We start from the raw sequence: 16,291 nt of genomic DNA on the forward strand, positions 1-16,291 counted from the left end.
GAGTTATCGTAGAGCTTTCCACTCCGCTAGAAATTCGTCAAGAAAATTCTCCAAAAAGGCGTGTCGCTTCTTTGCCAACTTTTTCCCGTACTTCGTGTTCATCATATCTTTGAGCAACAATAATTTTTCGTAAAAATGGTTAATTGTAGTCCCCGCGGGATTTTTCTTATACTCCTCGCTATTTTTATATTTTATTGGTTTTGTGTTTGGTTCATAAAATGGCCTGCCTTTATGACCTCCGTAACTAAATGCCCGGGCAATCCCAATAGCGCCCATTGCATCGAGACGATCAGCGTCTTGTACTACCTGTAGTTCTTTAGACTTAACGCCTGATTTTCCGTCGAGAGTTTTGTTAAATGACATGTTGTCGATAATTTCGACAATCTGATCGACAACTTCCACGGATAGAGCAAGCCCCGAAAGAAATTCCCGCGCCACCTTTGGCCCGACAGTACTGTCTCCGCCATGAAATTTATGATCAGCGATATCGTGTAAAAGTGCGGAAAGTTCCACCACAAAAAGATCAGCCTTTTCTTCTTTGGCAATTTTGAGCGCGATATTTCTGACACGTTCAATATGCCACCAGTCGTGTCCGCTCTCGTGCGCCTTGAGAGTTTTTTGAACATATTCCTCGGTCTGTTTAATAGTATCCTTGTCGTTCACAATATGATTATTGTACGATATTAGGAGTTTTATGACCAGAAATGGTACAAAAAAATCGAGATAAATCTCGATTTTTTGCCAATATATTTGAAACTATTTCTTTCGAGCCGCGAGCATCGCGTGCTTCTTGTCCAAACGCTTCTTGGTTTTTCGTGAATGAGATTTTTTATTCTTAATGTCTTGTGAGGCTCTTTTTGCCATGTGATTTTGTTCGCAATGGTGCGAGATTATAAGTAAATTATTTCTTATCTTTCTTTGGTTTCTTCTTTTCCTTCTTTCGTGCGTCGTTTCCTTTTGCCATATCGTTTTAGTTAGTTAATAATTTCTGTTGCAGTAAGTATATCAGAAAAAGAAAAAGATCGTACACGTGAATGTACGATCTGTGAAAAAATGCGAGAACAGACTACTTGCTAACCAAACGCCGGGCCGAGAAACCGGCGACGACGAGCAGACCAACTGCGGCGGCCCATGTCCCAACTTCAGGAACCGGAACGGCAGCGGCGATATACTGACCCTTCAGCGCGTCGTTACCGCACTCATAGGTGCAGAATAAGCTGAAGTCCTTGCCGGCGAGGAAACCGAGGTTGGCTTGCAACTGAAAGTTGTCGCCGGTGTTACCAATGTCGGTATTGAACGCCGCGTCGACTACCGCGCTGGTCAAACCGCCGGTGACATTTGCGACGCCACTTTCCAAAAGTGTGGACTGTGAATCCGGCACGAGGGCGAACGGATCAGCCTCGGCGTTGGCAGCAAACAAAACCGTCTTGACGACACTCGCCGGCGACAGAGCGTACACATCATAGAGCAAGGTGCTGCCAGCGACGCTCGTGAAATGAACGGCGTAGTTAAACCCCGGATTGGGGTAATTGAAGGCACCATCCACCGGAGCTGGCCGACTGGGATGCGGGAGGACTCCCCCGCCCGTTTTGAAAAACAGATCGCCCATCGCGTAAAGGCCATTTCCCGTGAGGAAGTTAAACCCTCCGACGATGGAGACCGTATGCGTCGTCGGATTGTAGCCGACAAGCTTTAAGTCCCAACTGTTGTCGGCGATCGACGCCGGCGAAACGTAACCAACCTCCTGAACTCCAGGGCGCGGGTCGTTCGCATATTGTTGGGGATGCAGACCGCCGTCGTTGGCGGTGATGTCGATATCCCGCGCCTGTGCAACGCTCGCGACGAGAATCACGGCAAGATGCAATGCTATGCTGTTTTTTGTGTTCAAGACAATGCTTTCTGTTGATTTTTTGGTTTGTGAAAAGATCAGCTCTCCTGAGATGACCGGCCAGCATTATATGCATAATTTATAACAATGTCAAGTCTCAATTGAATGGCGTGAGATCTAAAAGAGTCCGTCAGCATTTGGCGAATCAGGAGGGATTGCCTGCCCACAGTCCCAAAGTTCGACAATTTTGCCACTTTCAAAACGAAAAAGGTGGAGAGTAATAATTCCAGGCGTGGTGGGATCCAACCTGACATGCGAGTGGGTAGCGATCAGATCGCCGTCAACGAGCATGTGTTTAACCGAAATACTTTTTTTCGGAAACTGAACATGATTTTCCTTCATGCCTTTTTTCAACGCTTCAAAACCCGCGGGGTAGTAGGCATTGTGATGTACACCGTTCATGTCGACATATTTTTCGTACGCTTGGTCGATGTCCCCCGCCACCACCATTTCCAAAAATTGCGTCGCGGACTGCATCGCTCGCTCCATAATTTGTCTGCCGGATTGTTTTTTATTAGATTGCTCCATACTGATGCTTGCCTAACAAAAAACCCCTCACGGGGTTTTTAAAGCCGATTACATCGAGAGAATCCACGCCGCCAACATAATACTTACGAGCTGATTTGTCACCATCACAAAAATCTGCTTAGCCCAGAATTTCCTCTTGGTGTTAGCCCAAACTACACTTGAAATTTGGAGCGGAACAATAAATCCAATCCAAATCCAAAACGCTAAATGGTAGATACTAAAAGCGCTCACATATGGAACCAAGTTGGCAAAAGAAACTGTCGTGAAGAAAGTCAGAAATAGTTGCAAGGCATAAAACGGCATCATGGATTTTTGCATTTTTTGCAATTCCTCTTTCGAGAGATTGGTGCACTCCATAAATTCCATCCACCATTTTCCAAACAACAATGGTGAATACCAGATACCGCCTAAAATAAATTGGGCCACTGTTGCCACCGCCACCAACATATAATTTACTTCCATATACATACGATTACTTGATAATTACCTACCCAACCACAACCGCCTTAAACCGCCGTCGATCCCAAAGAAACGATAGGATTGTCAGCGCGGCAAAGATAGATGGAATCCAGTATCCTGGCAAATAGAGAAGTGCGATTTCCCAAAGACTAATCCACTGAATTGAGACGGTACCAGTAACTGTCGCAACATTGTCGAGAAGAGTTTTGTCTTGAGTTTTTACTTTTTCTACCCACTCCTGCGCATATTTAATATTAGTATCAATATTTGCCAACTGGCTTGTATAGGATGCGCTCTCTTTGGCCAATTGCTGTTTCAGCGACAACAAATCATTTGAAAAACTGACAATCTGAGCTTCAATTTGAGGTGTCGAAGTTTGAGCGCGGAGCATTGCGAGCTGTTTCTCGTCGGCATCAATTCTTGCTTGAATTGATTGTACAACTCCTGCGTGGGTTGTCACAATTTTCTGTCGAGTTGTTTTGTAATCGGCGAGTTGAGTGTCAGCTTGCTTCTGTTGTTCTTCAATGCTCAATTTTTGTGGCAAAAGATTTTGGGACGAAACATTGACCGTAATAAATCGTCTGCCGACAAGTCCCTCGAGTTCCGCGCGAAACGCGTCGTACTTACTTTGAGGCACTGCGAAACTAACCGAACCATATTTTTCAGAACTTGATTCTTGATCGATCCGGCCGTCGTATCCTCGGACCGTGGTCTCAACTCGATGCGTCAAGGCTTGCACATCGCGACTGCGCATGTAGGCGTTGTAATAGACTTTCAAAAATTCACGGGTGTCGGTCACGGGAACATCAGGGTTGTAGTACGGAGAAGGATAATATACCGAACCCATTCCATCCTGCACCATACTGTTTGAAACACTGCTGTCTCTTGCTGGCGTACCAGCGGCCATTGGAGGAACCGCTACTGTTGTCCCGCCAGATTTTTCCATCATTCCCCCGCTCGTAGCGTAATAATATCGTTGACCCACATTAGAAATCGCGATAAAAGTCCCGACAGCAAAAAGTCCAAGTATAATTGTTAACCAAGAAATATTTCTCGCGTGAAAAATTCGAGGGTTTATTGGATTTTCATTCATACAATAATAGTATCACGCGGAAAACTAAACCAAAAGCGACGATCTCCCTTTTTTCATCCTCAAAAATCTTATTCTAGATGCCCGGTTCACCCAGATGAAGTACGAAAAATGAAAAACCCCACTCAGCAAAGACTGAGGAGGGTTTATTTTGAACTTAACCGATAATACGAAGTTCACGCATGGATTGATAGCTTGTAGGGCAAACAATGATATGGTCATGAACCTCGATATCCAGAATCTGACCAGCTCGACCCAAAATTTGTGTTGCTCGTGCATCTGACTTAGAAGGACGTGTGCAACCCGACGGATGATTATGCATCAAAACCACCCCTCGTGCTCGAGCCAAAACGGCTGCCCGAAAAACTTCTCCCCTACTAACGGGTACGCTATCGACCAAATTCAGAGTGGTGACATAGTGACCGAGAATGCGCAATTGGGACGAGAGCAAGAGAACGGCAAAGCATTCCTGGTCAGGACAATAGTTGGCGGCAGTTTCAATGTGACGTCGCCAATAATCGACAGCACAACCTGTATTCTCGCACAAAAATGATTCGGCTTTCGCGACATCACAAATCATCCTGCCTTTCTTAAAATAATCGAGATTGAAATCCTGTGCCTCCTGCACAAGCCTGTGACCATCCCGAATCGCTTGGCTAACGATCGCAATGCGTTCCCTCAAACTCTCAATAGGCTTGTCGATATCTCTGAATAGTATCGCCGGACGAAGCTTAAACCATTCGATAATCTTTTTGGCCGCTTCATAATGACCTATACCATCCATGCGAGCGACAAAATCCACAACGTGACTGGCTCCCACGTTCGGTGTGCACTCGCTCAAACATCTCCATGTATCGTCCTTGAGGCGAACTTGAAATTGGCGAGGCTTCCGTCCATGGTGAATGGGGCAACAACTCATGAGTGTGTTGCCAAAGCACTTCATTCGCGCCAACAAACCGTAGTGAGTGAGAATGTGCGGCATCGTTACCGCCTCACGAATCGCCTCGAATTCAACGAACTCTACATTCTTTGGCATAGCATTTCCCTTTCTTTGAATTTGTATGTACAGACACAACTGAATCTGTTGGCGATTGCCGAGATTCATTTCTAATCGGCATCCTAACATAAACCAAAAAATCTACCAGAAAAACTGCATAAAATTATTTTAAAGAAAAAAGTGAAGGGTGTACTTCACTTTAACGTTTTGAGGGCCGTCTTGACCTTGAGCCATACCTGGGCGTAAAACCTTCTACCGCTCGATCCGGTTTTGGCCGCTCACCTTTTGGACCCTTGAATCGACTCATCCTTTTGAGCAGTTTCTTGGTCGCTTCGGGCATCGCCGAGTCGTCCATCCAGTTTTTGACCAAAACTTTGGATTCTGTACCGGGAGTATTTTGCGTTGGCTCTTCCATAAAAAACAAGTATCTTTTTATAGAGTAACACAAGAAAAAAATGAGGGTAAGAGCTTGAATAAAAGTTTATATTTCAACCACAGCCGAAATCGGTAAATGATCCGAGCCTTTTGAGTTGTGCACTGCGGGTGAATTTACTTTAATATCTTTGCTTGTAAAAATATAGTCTAAGCGAATAAAAATCTTGTGTGGTGTACATCCCGAACAACCCTCCGGATAGACGCTCCAAGTTGGTGGAGATGCCGGATCGCTATCAACAAAAATTTCTCGCATTTTTTTGATAGCAGCGCTTTCTGGCAAAGCATTAAAATCTCCCATGATGATGGTGTTTTCCTTTGGTAAAACTTTCAGTAAGTTTTGCACCTGAAGCTCTTGGATCTCCGAAGGTTTTTGATGTGTGTGCAAAAGATGCGTCGTAAACACATGCAAAATTTTTTCCCCAATTTTTATATCTGCTTGTAGGGCGTTGCGACTTTCGGCTTCTGATAATACATAAGTCTTATTGCTAACAATTGGATATTTGCTGAAAATGGCGTTGCTCATAATCCGACCATCATTTCGTATTTCAAGAACCGGAGCAAAAAGACTTTGGTAGCCAAGTTTTTTCAAAAAGCCGATCGTATCTCGTGTTGGGTCATTCGGCACCACCTCTTGTAACCCGATGATGTCTGCATCGAAAGCTGTGAGAAATTTAGAAATCTCGTCGAACTTTCCGTCGTACCAAATATTCCACGAAAGAATTTTTAATTTCATTTTTTCATTATAGCAATTGATTTTTGGTTAGCCAAAAGAAAAACCCAACCGGAAGTTGAGTTTGTGTGACACGCTTTAGCCGAAATCCTACCGCATGCTGATCTTCGGACCGTTCTTATACCAGGAAATCTTGCCACGCGCTTCGAGACAGCGTTTCGCAAACTTCCGGGCGTCGGCGAAGGTTATGATTTCCGACTGAGACATAGCCCCGAAAAGAACGCCAATATCGGCACCTTCAAGGCCGGGAGGAAAGGCGGTTTCGGCGCCGATCATTTCAGGGTCGGCCAGTTTCCATCCTTCTCGGTCGAAGTACACGTCCACGTCGCCAAGGGTGTCTTTTGCTGCCACGACGCCGTGCGCCAGCGTCTGCATCTCGACCGTCGCGAATGGAATTGACCCGTTCTGGGTTTGGGTCAAATGTCCAGCGAGGCGATGACCAAATGACTGGCCCATACGTTCGACTTCAGTTCGCGCCGCCAGAAGTGCGAGACGCGGATTGCGAATGCCGTTAAACGGCGCAGTGGGGCCGGCGCTTTTGCGGTGCCGACGCCAATTAGCGTGGGCGACAACGTGTTGCGGGGTACCGACGGCGAGCGAGTCTGCGAGGTTTTTCATAATAGAACTAAGGAACCGAGTTTTGTACGTTTTTGTGATCTTGCGTTTTAGCGCAAATCACCCACGATGTTTTTATCATGAGTCGATACTTTTGTCAACTCTTCTAACGGAACGCTGGAATGTGTACTTTAAAGAATCCTGTGTTTGGTTTAAAAATTTTATTTTTCTTCTGGAGGATACAATCGTTGATTGAATCCTGGAGTATTCCACTGTGCAAGTTTTTTTAGTGATACCATTTTTGTCACACCTTTTTCTGGGTCTCGGAATTTTTCAACATTAAATATATTACCGTCAGTCCATGTAATCCTCCAGCCGTTCTGGAAATCACCGTTAGATCTTGCCACATTTACCTCCACACCAACCTTAAATATCGAAGCAAGGGCTTCTGGAGATGGTTCAAAATTCTTCCCCATTTCTTGTGACATATTTTTATTTCTTAAAATAAGATTATGAATAACAACCCTAAAAGTATACTACTCCCCCACATTAAATAAAAGCTTTTACTGAAAATCATCTAATGGTAGGAAATTTTAAATAGAATTTGATATAATTTAGCAATGCCGAGCAATTGGAGTAAGGGATTTACAAAAAATACTCACCCTTCTGTTCGAAAAATTTCAGAAACCATGAAGCTGAGCGGTGTGGATAATTTTGCAAAATGGCGCGAAAAAATGCGTGCCTCTGGAAAATTGATTTCAAAATATCCCAAGCTTAAGAAGGATGGCGATTTGGCCGAATTGATTGGTGTGGTGCTCGGCGATGGACATTTGAGCAAATTCCCTCGAACTGAGGAGCTGACAATTTTTTCTAATGCTAATAATCCTAGTTTTGTAAAAAGATATGCTCGTTTGATGCAAAAAATGTTTAGAAAGAAACCCTATGTTGCCAAAGTTACATGGGGCAACTGTATAAGAATTCGAATTTATCAAAAAAATATTCAAAAACGCCTGGGTGTACCTTTTAGCCCTCGCGCCGAAAAAAAGATTAAAGTCCCTCGGTGGATTTTGGGAAATAAACAGTATATAGTAAGATACCTTCGCGGTCTTTATGAGGCTGAAGGATCGCACTGTATTCATCTGCCAACTTCAACATTCAAGTTCTTTTTTAGTAATAAAAATGAAACGATGTTGCGAAATGTGTTTCGTTTGATGAAAAAACTCGGCTTTCACCCTCATCGTAGCGAGTCCAATCATGCGATTCAGATTTCCAGAAAAAGTGAGGTAGAAAAAGCGATAAAATTGTTAAGATTTAGGTACTATTGACAAAATCATTGCGGGGTGGTGTAAAGGTAGCACGTCGCTCTCTGAAAGCGAAGATTTTGGTTCGATTCCAAGCCCCGCAGCCCGAATAAAACTCGCGTCAGATTTCGTAAAAATAGCGCGGGCGGCGGCGCCCAAGGTGGAGGGGCGGATACTTCCACTTTTTTGTTTTGCATTTGCAGGTTCGAGCCGAAGATTTTTTGGAGGAGGTCTTTTTGAACGGGAAGTCATTAGATTCTGCCGCTTCGTCCAATAACGGCTCTTCGCGGATATGTGATTGCGAACGGCTACCTTTCTTTTTGGTGCAGCGTAGTACACATACCGATAGACGTTGCCGTTCTTTTGATGCTTAAATTTCTCTTCTGCCGTAATACCCATAGCGCATAGGACACTTTCCTCCATGCTTTTTCGTACCCCCCCCCGCCAAAAAAAATTCAGTGAGTGGAACGGGGAAAGTGTCATGTGCGGGTCGGCCCTTTGGGGCGGTGCGGGCGGCTGCTATATACAGAACCACTTGGCCTGTGGAAAAGTGCTACAATATCGAAATTAGTTTTACGTATGAAAAAACGCACCACATTTTCCTCTGTCTTTCTCTCTCGTATAGCCCACGGAGCTAAGTCGCCTCTGCTTTTTTGTGCGGCACTTTTTTCTGTTTCGATTTTTCTACTTCCACAAGTCACCTATGCGGCTTATACCTCCGACTCGTTGGTGATGTCGCTTAACTTAAGCGAGAATGGCGGCACTACTGTAGCCGATAGTTCAGGAAATAGTAATAACGGTACCGTGGCGGGATCGCCGACGTGGGCAAACGGCAGCGTTACATTAGATGGGATAAATGACAAAATTACGGTCACAAATAGCAATTCGCTAAATAGTTTAAGTCAAACTTATGAAGCGTGGTTTACCATGCCTGACAGCACCTCTTGGGGCAACATGTCGGACACTTTTCCCCGATTGATCGATAAGACACCGAATTCAACCGCGACTGGCATAAATATTAATATTGATAAAAGTACTAGAAAGGTGCAGGCATTTGTCGCCAGCACAGCATGGAGTAGTATTACCGTTGGATCCGCGAGCAGTCAAAATCTTATTAGTTCCTCTATATTAAATTATGGAACAACCTACCATATCGTTTTTACGTTCGACGATACGACAAAAGCTGGCAAAATTTACATCAATAACATTCTCGTCGCTTCTGCCACAGCCAGTAGCGGATATGTTTCAAATACGTCCAATGTAACTGTTGGCGGGTGTCCGGACGACGATTTAAGAGACGTCGTCGGGACAATTCATCGGGCGTCGATTTACAGTAAAGCCCTTAGCGCAGCAGAAGTCTCAGCAAATTACACAGCTGGTGCAGGTTTTAACTTTGGTTCTACCCCAGAATCGGCCGCTGTAAGCGCTTCCTTATCGACAATGACTGCATCAACTAACAACGTCTCCTCAAATGGTATTGCGAGTACCACCATAACGGTGACGGCTAAAGATTATTCTGGGAATCCTCTTTCCGACAAAACTGTGACTATTGCAAGTAGTAGGGACGCGACGGATACTATCTCTCCCGCTTCAGCAACCACTAATAGCTCGGGCGTGGCTATATTTACTGTAAAAAGTAGCACGAGTGGCTCGCCTGTTATATCCGCCACCGCCGATACAATAATTTTGGATACGACCCAAACTATAAACTTTATTGCGCAATTTATTACTGCCACCGACATAACATACACATCCACCCTCGATTTACTCGCCCTTAAAATGGATGTTTCTTATGATTCTACTCTTACAAATGCGCCTGTTGTCATCGATTTGCATGGCTATCGTGGCCCTTATACTGGTGACGATATTATTCAACGGCTTGCTCAAAAAGGGGTTTTTGCAATTAAAACGTATAAGCGCGGTTATGGAGGATCTGCGGGGACACAGGACGATTCTGGTAGAGAAATATATGATTTTTTTGACGCCATTGAATATGTAAAAAGTCATTATGCAAGCTACATAGACTCGAACAATATCAATGTCATAGGTTATTCAGGCGGTGGTGGCAATACATACGGACTTCTTACCAAATTTCCAGACTACTTTAGATCAGCCAATGCGTTTTTTGGTATGAGCGATTATGGACACGATGCGACAAACGGTTGGTACAACAATAGTAGTTTAACCGCGACCTATGATCCTTTGATGCGAACTTATATTGGGGGCACCCCGGCACAGGTGCCAGACAATTACTACGCACGCTCATCATATCTAGGAGCAGGTAACAATCCGTATACTCATATTCAGCTTTTTTATGACACCGCCGAGGCAGTTGTGCCGCCAGTCAATGCTACTCAATACACAAGTAATTGTTCCGGCTGCACTAATATAGTGACGAGAATAAGCGATAGCAGTTCTACAACTACCGAATCGACAGACGACTTCTCGACAGACTTGTCGGATTATTCTTTCGTCAGTAATGGGGCAACAAAATTTATATGGGATAGTGGCGGGTACGTTTCATATACGGGTGACCGTAGTTCGACTTTCAGCTCTGTATATAAAAAATTCACTAGTCTCCGAAATTACGATAAGACCACTCATATAAAAGCAAGCTGGAATTTTACTATCGGATCAACCGCAACAAATGCTGTTACTTTGTTTGGTTTTCGTAACAGCGCCACTACTACACTCGCAGACGCAGTTTCAATAATTATCGCAAATAATATTCCGAGTGTCCGTGTTGACTACAACGGCGCGGCTTATAGCTCCGGCAATAGAGATCTTACGTCGTTTACTACTACTCTCTCGACCGGTACAACTTACGGGTTCGATTTAGAGATGAATAATTCGGTGGTAACTGCAACTCTTAAAAACTCTAGTGGCGCTACGCTCGAAACTAAGACTGTCAACTTCAACGCAGGAAAAGGTTTCGACGGTGTAGATTCGTTCGGAATCTACAACTTTGGCGACGGTACTTCTGAGGACTTAATGACAGGAACATTTGGCAATCTGTCTGTAAGTGCGTGGGCTCGGTGGATACACGGTAATCCACAAGAAGGGACTGGTACGGTCGAAGGAAATATAACTGCGGAAAATTATTTTGTTCCTGATATGGTCGCGGGTACATGGAGCCAGCCCGTATTGAGCAATTCCGGTACGATGTTTATACCCGGCTACGTGCATACCAGCAAATTTCAAGTATTTCTAGGGAACGGAAATGATGAAGCGGGAAATCTGACCTATAACATATCGGGAACCGGAGCCTCGCTCTCTACCGCTAAGACTTTTACAGTACAAGGATTGACTGGTTCTGCGAGCATCGCGTTAAAAGTTTATAGCCTGACTCCAAGCACGGCCTATAGTGTTAGAGATCAAGATTTGACTCACGATAGCACCTCGACCTCTCAAGTCACCACAGATTCTAGTGGCACATTGTCTTTTAACGGGACTCTTGGGAGTATACACGAATACGATGTGTATATACCTGACACAAACGTTCCATCTGTTTCTCTTACTGCTCCAACCGACAGCGCAATAGTTTCGGGGGCCTCGGTGGTACTTTCGGCAAATGCAACAGATGACGTTAGTGTTGCGGGCGTACAATTCAAGCTCGATACAAATACTTCAATCGGTTCGGAAATCACAGTAGCTCCGTATACAGTGACTTGGGATAGTACGACGGTTGCGGAAGGATCACATACCATCGTCGCCGTCGCACACGACAGTGCAGGAAACTATGCAACTTCGTCCGCCATTACCGTTCACAATGCGGTTTCAGTAAGCAGTGGCGGATTCTCCGCACAGTATCCGACTGCGCCAGCAGGAGGATTTACCGCAACTGCCAGTACGACCAGTGCATCGAGTAAACCCGTCTTGCGTTTCAATTTCGGCACTAACATTACTTCAATTGCGATAGCAACGAGCACTAATTTTGCTCCGGCAATTTATATCAATGCAACCAGTTCGCTCGAATGGACAGCAACAAGCTCCCAGACGCTCTATATAAAATATTGCGATCGCTACGGCAAATGCTCGAACCCGATTGCTCTGCAAGTTGGTGCGACAGCGCCGGTTGCGATGAATGGATTTATTTTCTCTCGCAATCTTTCGCTCCACACGACCGGACTCGACGTACAGGAGTTACAGAAGTATCTAAACGGGCAGGGATTTCTAATCGCACAAAGCGGCGTCGGCTCGCCGGGGAACGAAACAAATCTTTTCGGTCTGCTGACGTGTGCCGCGCTTGTAAAGTTTCAGGATTCACACGCCGCCGATATTCTCACGCCAAACGGACTCGCCAAAGGCACCGGGTATTTCGGGCCAAGTACGCGAGCGTTTGTGAATCAACATTAGCAACTAACGTTAAGTGTACTCACGGTCCAAGTCCCACAGTACTTCATTTTTTAACAAACTATTTTATTAAATTATGATTGAATCGAACATCCTTAATTATTTTCTCATTGTCTTGGCAGGTTTTGGTGTTGTCTGGAGTTTCCGTTTACAAACAATGAAAAATGTATTTAGGGCACAGATTTTATAAATAATTGCTGGCTGACCCCGCTACAGAAATAAACCACACATGAAAAAAATTAGAGTATTGCTAATCCATGGAGGAATGACCTTCAAAAATGATAAAGATTATTTGCATTACCTAAAGACTAGAAAGGTTTCGACGGAAAAGAAAATTTCTTGGTCTGGCGAATATTTGGAAAAGAGTCTGGGAAAAAATTTTGAAATCTTCTCTCCGCGAATGCCCCTCCAAGATAACGCAAAGTATAGAGACTGGAAAATTTTATTTGAAAGATATCTCGGCTTACTTGAAAGTCCTTTCATTTTAATCGGTTCTTCTCTTGGTGGTATCTTTCTTGCCAAATATCTCTCAGAAAATAAGTTATCCAAAAAAGCCCTCTCTACGTACTTAGTCTGTCCACCTTTCAACGACTCTTTGCTGGGCGAAGATTTGGCCGGCGGTTTTGAACTTAAAACAGATTTATCTCTTCTCGAAGAAAATTCCAAAAACCTCTACCTGTTGTTCTCAAAAGATGACGACGTGGTTCCCGTTGTTCATGCTGACAAATATGCAAAAAGGCTAAAGAATGCACAAATCATCATTTACAAGAGCAAAAATGGCCATTTTAAAATCACTAAATTTCCAGAGATCATTAAAATGATTAAAAAAGATACGTCCTCAGAAAAGTAAAATGATGGGATAAAAAGCTTCAAGTATATGTTATACCCAACATGGCCCCAATATTTTGAACAAACAAAAAATAAACCACCGCGGTCTTTACTAATAGAAGCTTTGCAATTTGTGACAAAAAGAGATATCGCAATTGATTTGGGATCAGGCGCCCTAAATGATTCCAAATATTTACTGGATCAAGGTTTTAAACATGTAATTGCATTAGACAAAGAAGCGGTTGCGAAAGAAATTGCTGACGGACTCCCAAAAGAAAAATTCACGTACGTAATCAGTGACTTCGAAACCTACGATTTTCCTGTGGGTACATTTGATTTAGCAAATGCTCAATATTCACTTCCCTTCATTAAGCCCGAGGCATTTGAAACTGTTTTTCAGAAAATAATTTCTTCTGTAAAGAAAAATGGAATTTTGGTTGGCCAGTTGTTTGGCAATGGCGATGAATGGGGAAATAAAGTTTGTCCTCGTCCTATCCCCGCCGCAGCTAAGGGAACACTTATCCCTCGGAAGACCTCGGCGGGTAATAGGCGAGGCGGCGGGGCAAACTTTGTTGTGGGAGAGTCAGCTCCGCTGACCCATGTAGTCGTTGCGAATTCATCCTCGCCCCACCCGCCCGAACGTACCAGAGTACTCTCGGTACGGGCGGGGAGCGGGCGAGGTATTCTCCGCAGTTACAATAAAAAAAGTATGAACTTCCACACCTTAGAAGAAGTAAAGGCTTTACTTTCAACTCTCGAGATTCTTTCTTTTACAGAAGAAGACAAGGAAAAATCGACGGCCACTGGCAGGATGATGCATTGGCATGTTTTTCATTTTATTGTCAGAAAATAATCGCTCCGGGGGGTGTCGAAAGCGAGCGGTATAATCTCGTTATCTTTACTTTCGAACAAGGTATCTTATAATCATTTTCATGAACCCAGAAAAACCAACTGAACCAGAACAGGAGTACATCGTCGATGGTAAAATCGATTGGCGTACATGGGTTCCTTATCCAGAAGGTTTTCCAGAAGCAACCCGATCCTTGCTCGACGAAGTTTCTAAATTTACTGACCTCGCAAAAGATATAACTGGTTCTGACGATCTGGAAAAATTTGATCGCTTTACAAGAATTGCAATGGTCAGAGGCTTAATCAATAAAGATGAGTGGTTAGACATTCAAATGTCAAAACACCGCGCCTGCTAAACGAGTATTTCAATTGAAAAAATAAATCCCCTACTTCAAAACATTCCAAACCCCCTGATCTTCCCCACCATCAAACTTAAAGACAGCGACACCACGAACTCCGAGTTTTTTGGCGAGAGCCACTTTGTCGGCAATTGCCTGTGCGTCGCTCCACGACATATAGTTGAAAGGTTGATTCGTTGCAACTTGCGAGCCGGCATTTTGAGCAACGGATGTTGAAACCGAATTTAATTGTTGAGTTTGCGTCGAGTCGGCGCCGGTCGGAGCGGGTTCCAAAAGTTTTGCATCATAGGTAAATCCCATTTCTCCAGCACTATTGCGTTGCGCAGTTATACCGAGCTTGGTGGCAATCTCTGTCGCGTAGCGTGGATTAAATGGCCACAATACTTTGTACGTAAATCCCGAACCGGAAAGCGGCGTGACCGTGTACTCGTAGCCGTAGGTTGCGACGCCAATCACTAATTTATTTTTAGAAATACTTTTTGCAGCTAATGTCACCAAATTCTCAACCCAATCTGGATCAGCAACCGGAGCGTACGGAGCCGATCGCGCGGCGTTCAAACGTACGTTGATCGTTCCCTGATCGTACGCCATGATTTCCACGCGATCACAATATTTATTCATCTCAACATAATCATTGGCAAAATCTTGGGCGTCGGGCGGAATGGTAGCTCCGGGACTGTAGCGATCAAAAAGCGGCATGCGCGCCTCAACCGTACAATACACCCATTTCTTCCCCACTCTTTGATACAGACCTTTCAAAAACGTGGAAAAGTAATGTATCGTTTCGTGTTTTTTAGCTTCAAAATCGATGTCGACGCCGTCAAAATTATTTTTTATCACTTCGTTTGCAATTGCGTCTTCAAGCGCGATGCGCGTTGTGCTGTTACTTAAAATTTTATGAATCGCGTCGCCGTTGCCCCACATTACAGACGGTATCACTCTCACTTTATTTTTCTTAGCCTCGGCGATGAAACTGGTCCACGGTTCTTCTGTAAGGTGCGCCGTGTCGGCGAGTGTGCCATCACTTTTTATCGTGTAGCCGAAAGGCATGACGCTGGTTAATTGCGAGAGATGCTGTAAAACATCTGTGGTGCCTGTAGCCGTGCGCCAGTATGGTATCCAACCGGAAATTTCGAATGTTTTGCTAACCGTAGTTCCGGAACCTGAAGAGGAGCCAGCGCCCAAAAGTGCCGCCTGAGTTCTTGGTCCATAAATTCCATAGCCTGTTGTGCCCGAGCTAGCGCAGATAATTCCTGTATCGCATTGAAATTTTTTCAGAGCCGCGTCGGTGAGCAAACCAAAATATCCTGTATCTTTGCCAACAGCAAGATAATTTTTGGCAATAAGCGCCCGCTGAAGATCAGTAACATCGCTTCCAGAAAGTCCGAGCGAGAGCGAGCGCGTGACAGCAGAAACGTTTTGTATTGGCAAGAGAAAAAGCGGTACAGAAAATAAAAGGAGGATAATTTTCGATGTAATTCTCATATTTACATAATAGCAGAAATACAAGAAAAAGAAGTGTGATTTCTGAATGTATAGTACAATCAACGGATGGTACTAGAAACAAATATGTTCGAAAAAGGCCCAGAACAATTTCCGTCTCGAGAAGAAATCGAATCCATCTTCAATGTTATTTTAAGAGGACGAGCTTACAAGGAAGTGCGTTTTAAAAGTAACGAGGAGGGCGTCTTTCTCTACGAAGTTGAAGTCACTTTGGAAAATGGGGAAAAAATAGAACTTAATTACCAAAAAGCAAATAATAATTATTTGGACCCGTCGCTTAACCCCAACGCACAATTTTCCGCTTCGATTCATAGCATTAATTATGATACCGATGGAATGCCGTGCGGAGGTGGATGTGTGGCAAATTATTTAGATGGAAAATGGGAATACCCGAGCTAGGTTTGATAATAGAAAAG

17 protein-coding genes and 1 tRNA gene are annotated in these 16,291 nt (G+C 44.1%); 7 read left to right on the plus strand and 11 right to left on the minus strand.

Annotated features, from left to right (window positions below; translation table 11 throughout):
- Window positions 1-3: 3 nt before the first annotated feature.
- The 10 genes from V4467_05125 to V4467_05170 form a co-directional block, all read right to left on the minus strand.
- The gene (locus V4467_05125; protein MES2088339.1) at window positions 4-663 is read right to left on the minus strand and encodes an HD domain-containing protein; all 660 of its coding nucleotides are present in this window, start codon (window positions 661-663) and stop codon (window positions 4-6) included.
- 403 nt (window positions 664-1,066) lie between these two features.
- Window positions 1,067-1,888, minus strand: coding sequence for a hypothetical protein (locus tag V4467_05130; protein ID MES2088340.1), 822 nt, complete (start codon window positions 1,886-1,888; stop codon window positions 1,067-1,069).
- A gap of 117 nt (window positions 1,889-2,005) precedes the next feature.
- A complete protein-coding gene (locus tag V4467_05135; protein ID MES2088341.1) occupies window positions 2,006-2,416 on the minus strand; it encodes a nuclear transport factor 2 family protein in 411 nt (136 codons plus the stop codon).
- A gap of 48 nt (window positions 2,417-2,464) precedes the next feature.
- Window positions 2,465-2,878, minus strand: a complete 414-nt coding sequence (locus V4467_05140; protein MES2088342.1) for a DUF1761 domain-containing protein — start codon at window positions 2,876-2,878, stop codon at window positions 2,465-2,467.
- A gap of 25 nt (window positions 2,879-2,903) precedes the next feature.
- Entirely contained in the window at window positions 2,904-3,968 is a 1,065-nt protein-coding gene (locus V4467_05145; protein ID MES2088343.1) for a DUF4349 domain-containing protein, read from the minus strand.
- Window positions 3,969-4,122: 154 nt separating this feature from the next.
- Entirely contained in the window at window positions 4,123-5,091 is a 969-nt protein-coding gene (locus V4467_05150) for a JAB domain-containing protein (protein ID MES2088344.1), read from the minus strand.
- 70 nt (window positions 5,092-5,161) lie between these two features.
- Entirely contained in the window at window positions 5,162-5,377 is a 216-nt protein-coding gene (locus V4467_05155; GenBank protein MES2088345.1) for a hypothetical protein, read from the minus strand.
- A gap of 66 nt (window positions 5,378-5,443) precedes the next feature.
- Window positions 5,444-6,130, minus strand: a complete 687-nt coding sequence (locus V4467_05160) for an endonuclease/exonuclease/phosphatase family protein (protein MES2088346.1) — start codon at window positions 6,128-6,130, stop codon at window positions 5,444-5,446.
- 87 nt (window positions 6,131-6,217) lie between these two features.
- Window positions 6,218-6,745: a hypothetical protein gene (locus V4467_05165; protein MES2088347.1), complete on the minus strand. Its 528-nt coding sequence runs from the start codon at window positions 6,743-6,745 to the stop codon at window positions 6,218-6,220.
- 158 nt (window positions 6,746-6,903) lie between these two features.
- Window positions 6,904-7,170, minus strand: a complete 267-nt coding sequence (locus V4467_05170) for a hypothetical protein (GenBank protein MES2088348.1) — start codon at window positions 7,168-7,170, stop codon at window positions 6,904-6,906.
- Window positions 7,171-7,302: 132 nt separating this feature from the next.
- On the opposite strand from V4467_05170, the gene V4467_05175 reads away from it, so the two are divergent.
- The 6 genes from V4467_05175 (at window position 7,303) to V4467_05200 (ending at window position 14,369) form a co-directional block, all read left to right on the plus strand.
- Complete coding sequence (locus V4467_05175; protein ID MES2088349.1) at window positions 7,303-8,007, plus strand: hypothetical protein; 705 nt, start codon at window positions 7,303-7,305, stop codon at window positions 8,005-8,007.
- A 9-nt stretch (window positions 8,008-8,016) separates the two neighbouring features.
- A tRNA-Gln gene (locus V4467_05180) sits at window positions 8,017-8,087 on the plus strand.
- A 475-nt stretch (window positions 8,088-8,562) separates the two neighbouring features.
- Window positions 8,563-12,339, plus strand: a complete 3,777-nt coding sequence (locus tag V4467_05185; GenBank protein ID MES2088350.1) for a LamG-like jellyroll fold domain-containing protein — start codon at window positions 8,563-8,565, stop codon at window positions 12,337-12,339.
- A gap of 226 nt (window positions 12,340-12,565) precedes the next feature.
- Entirely contained in the window at window positions 12,566-13,186 is a 621-nt protein-coding gene (locus tag V4467_05190) for an alpha/beta hydrolase (GenBank protein MES2088351.1), read from the plus strand.
- 111 nt (window positions 13,187-13,297) lie between these two features.
- Window positions 13,298-14,017 (plus strand): class I SAM-dependent methyltransferase, encoded by a 720-nt coding sequence (locus V4467_05195; protein MES2088352.1) that lies wholly within the window; start codon window positions 13,298-13,300, stop codon window positions 14,015-14,017.
- A gap of 79 nt (window positions 14,018-14,096) precedes the next feature.
- Window positions 14,097-14,369, plus strand: a complete 273-nt coding sequence (locus V4467_05200; protein ID MES2088353.1) for a hypothetical protein — start codon at window positions 14,097-14,099, stop codon at window positions 14,367-14,369.
- A 30-nt stretch (window positions 14,370-14,399) separates the two neighbouring features.
- On the opposite strand, the gene V4467_05205 is transcribed toward V4467_05200, so the two are convergent.
- Window positions 14,400-15,857, minus strand: a complete 1,458-nt coding sequence (locus V4467_05205) for a glycosyl hydrolase family 18 protein (protein ID MES2088354.1) — start codon at window positions 15,855-15,857, stop codon at window positions 14,400-14,402.
- Between the two features lie 84 nt (window positions 15,858-15,941).
- On the opposite strand from V4467_05205, the gene V4467_05210 reads away from it, so the two are divergent.
- Window positions 15,942-16,274, plus strand: coding sequence for a hypothetical protein (locus V4467_05210; protein ID MES2088355.1), 333 nt, complete (start codon window positions 15,942-15,944; stop codon window positions 16,272-16,274).
- Window positions 16,275-16,291: the final 17 nt, after the last annotated feature.

This window comes from Patescibacteria group bacterium (genome assembly GCA_040390045.1).
Lineage (GTDB): Bacteria > Patescibacteriota > Minisyncoccia > Phycocordibacterales > SIBU01 > SIBU01.

Excerpts from the sequence above, each read along its gene's own strand:
- V4467_05135 (MES2088341.1), bottom strand. The coding sequence starts at position 2,416 with ATGGAGCAATCTAATAAAAAACAATCCGGCAGACAAATTATGGAGCGA.
- V4467_05140 (MES2088342.1), bottom strand. The coding sequence starts at position 2,878 with ATGGAAGTAAATTATATGTTGGTGGCGGTGGCAACAGTGGCCCAATTT.
- V4467_05145 (MES2088343.1), bottom strand. The coding sequence starts at position 3,968 with ATGAATGAAAATCCAATAAACCCTCGAATTTTTCACGCGAGAAATATT.
- V4467_05150 (MES2088344.1), bottom strand. The coding sequence starts at position 5,091 with ATGTTAGGATGCCGATTAGAAATGAATCTCGGCAATCGCCAACAGATT.
- V4467_05155 (MES2088345.1), bottom strand. The coding sequence starts at position 5,377 with ATGGAAGAGCCAACGCAAAATACTCCCGGTACAGAATCCAAAGTTTTG.
- V4467_05160 (MES2088346.1), bottom strand. The coding sequence starts at position 6,130 with ATGAAATTAAAAATTCTTTCGTGGAATATTTGGTACGACGGAAAGTTC.
- V4467_05165 (MES2088347.1), bottom strand. The coding sequence starts at position 6,745 with ATGAAAAACCTCGCAGACTCGCTCGCCGTCGGTACCCCGCAACACGTT.
- V4467_05170 (MES2088348.1), bottom strand. The coding sequence starts at position 7,170 with ATGTCACAAGAAATGGGGAAGAATTTTGAACCATCTCCAGAAGCCCTT.
- V4467_05175 (MES2088349.1), top strand. The coding sequence starts at position 7,303 with ATGCCGAGCAATTGGAGTAAGGGATTTACAAAAAATACTCACCCTTCT.
- V4467_05185 (MES2088350.1), top strand. The coding sequence starts at position 8,563 with ATGAAAAAACGCACCACATTTTCCTCTGTCTTTCTCTCTCGTATAGCC.
- V4467_05190 (MES2088351.1), top strand. The coding sequence starts at position 12,566 with ATGAAAAAAATTAGAGTATTGCTAATCCATGGAGGAATGACCTTCAAA.
- V4467_05200 (MES2088353.1), top strand. The coding sequence starts at position 14,097 with ATGAACCCAGAAAAACCAACTGAACCAGAACAGGAGTACATCGTCGAT.
- V4467_05205 (MES2088354.1), bottom strand. The coding sequence starts at position 15,857 with ATGAGAATTACATCGAAAATTATCCTCCTTTTATTTTCTGTACCGCTT.
- V4467_05210 (MES2088355.1), top strand. The coding sequence starts at position 15,942 with ATGTTCGAAAAAGGCCCAGAACAATTTCCGTCTCGAGAAGAAATCGAA.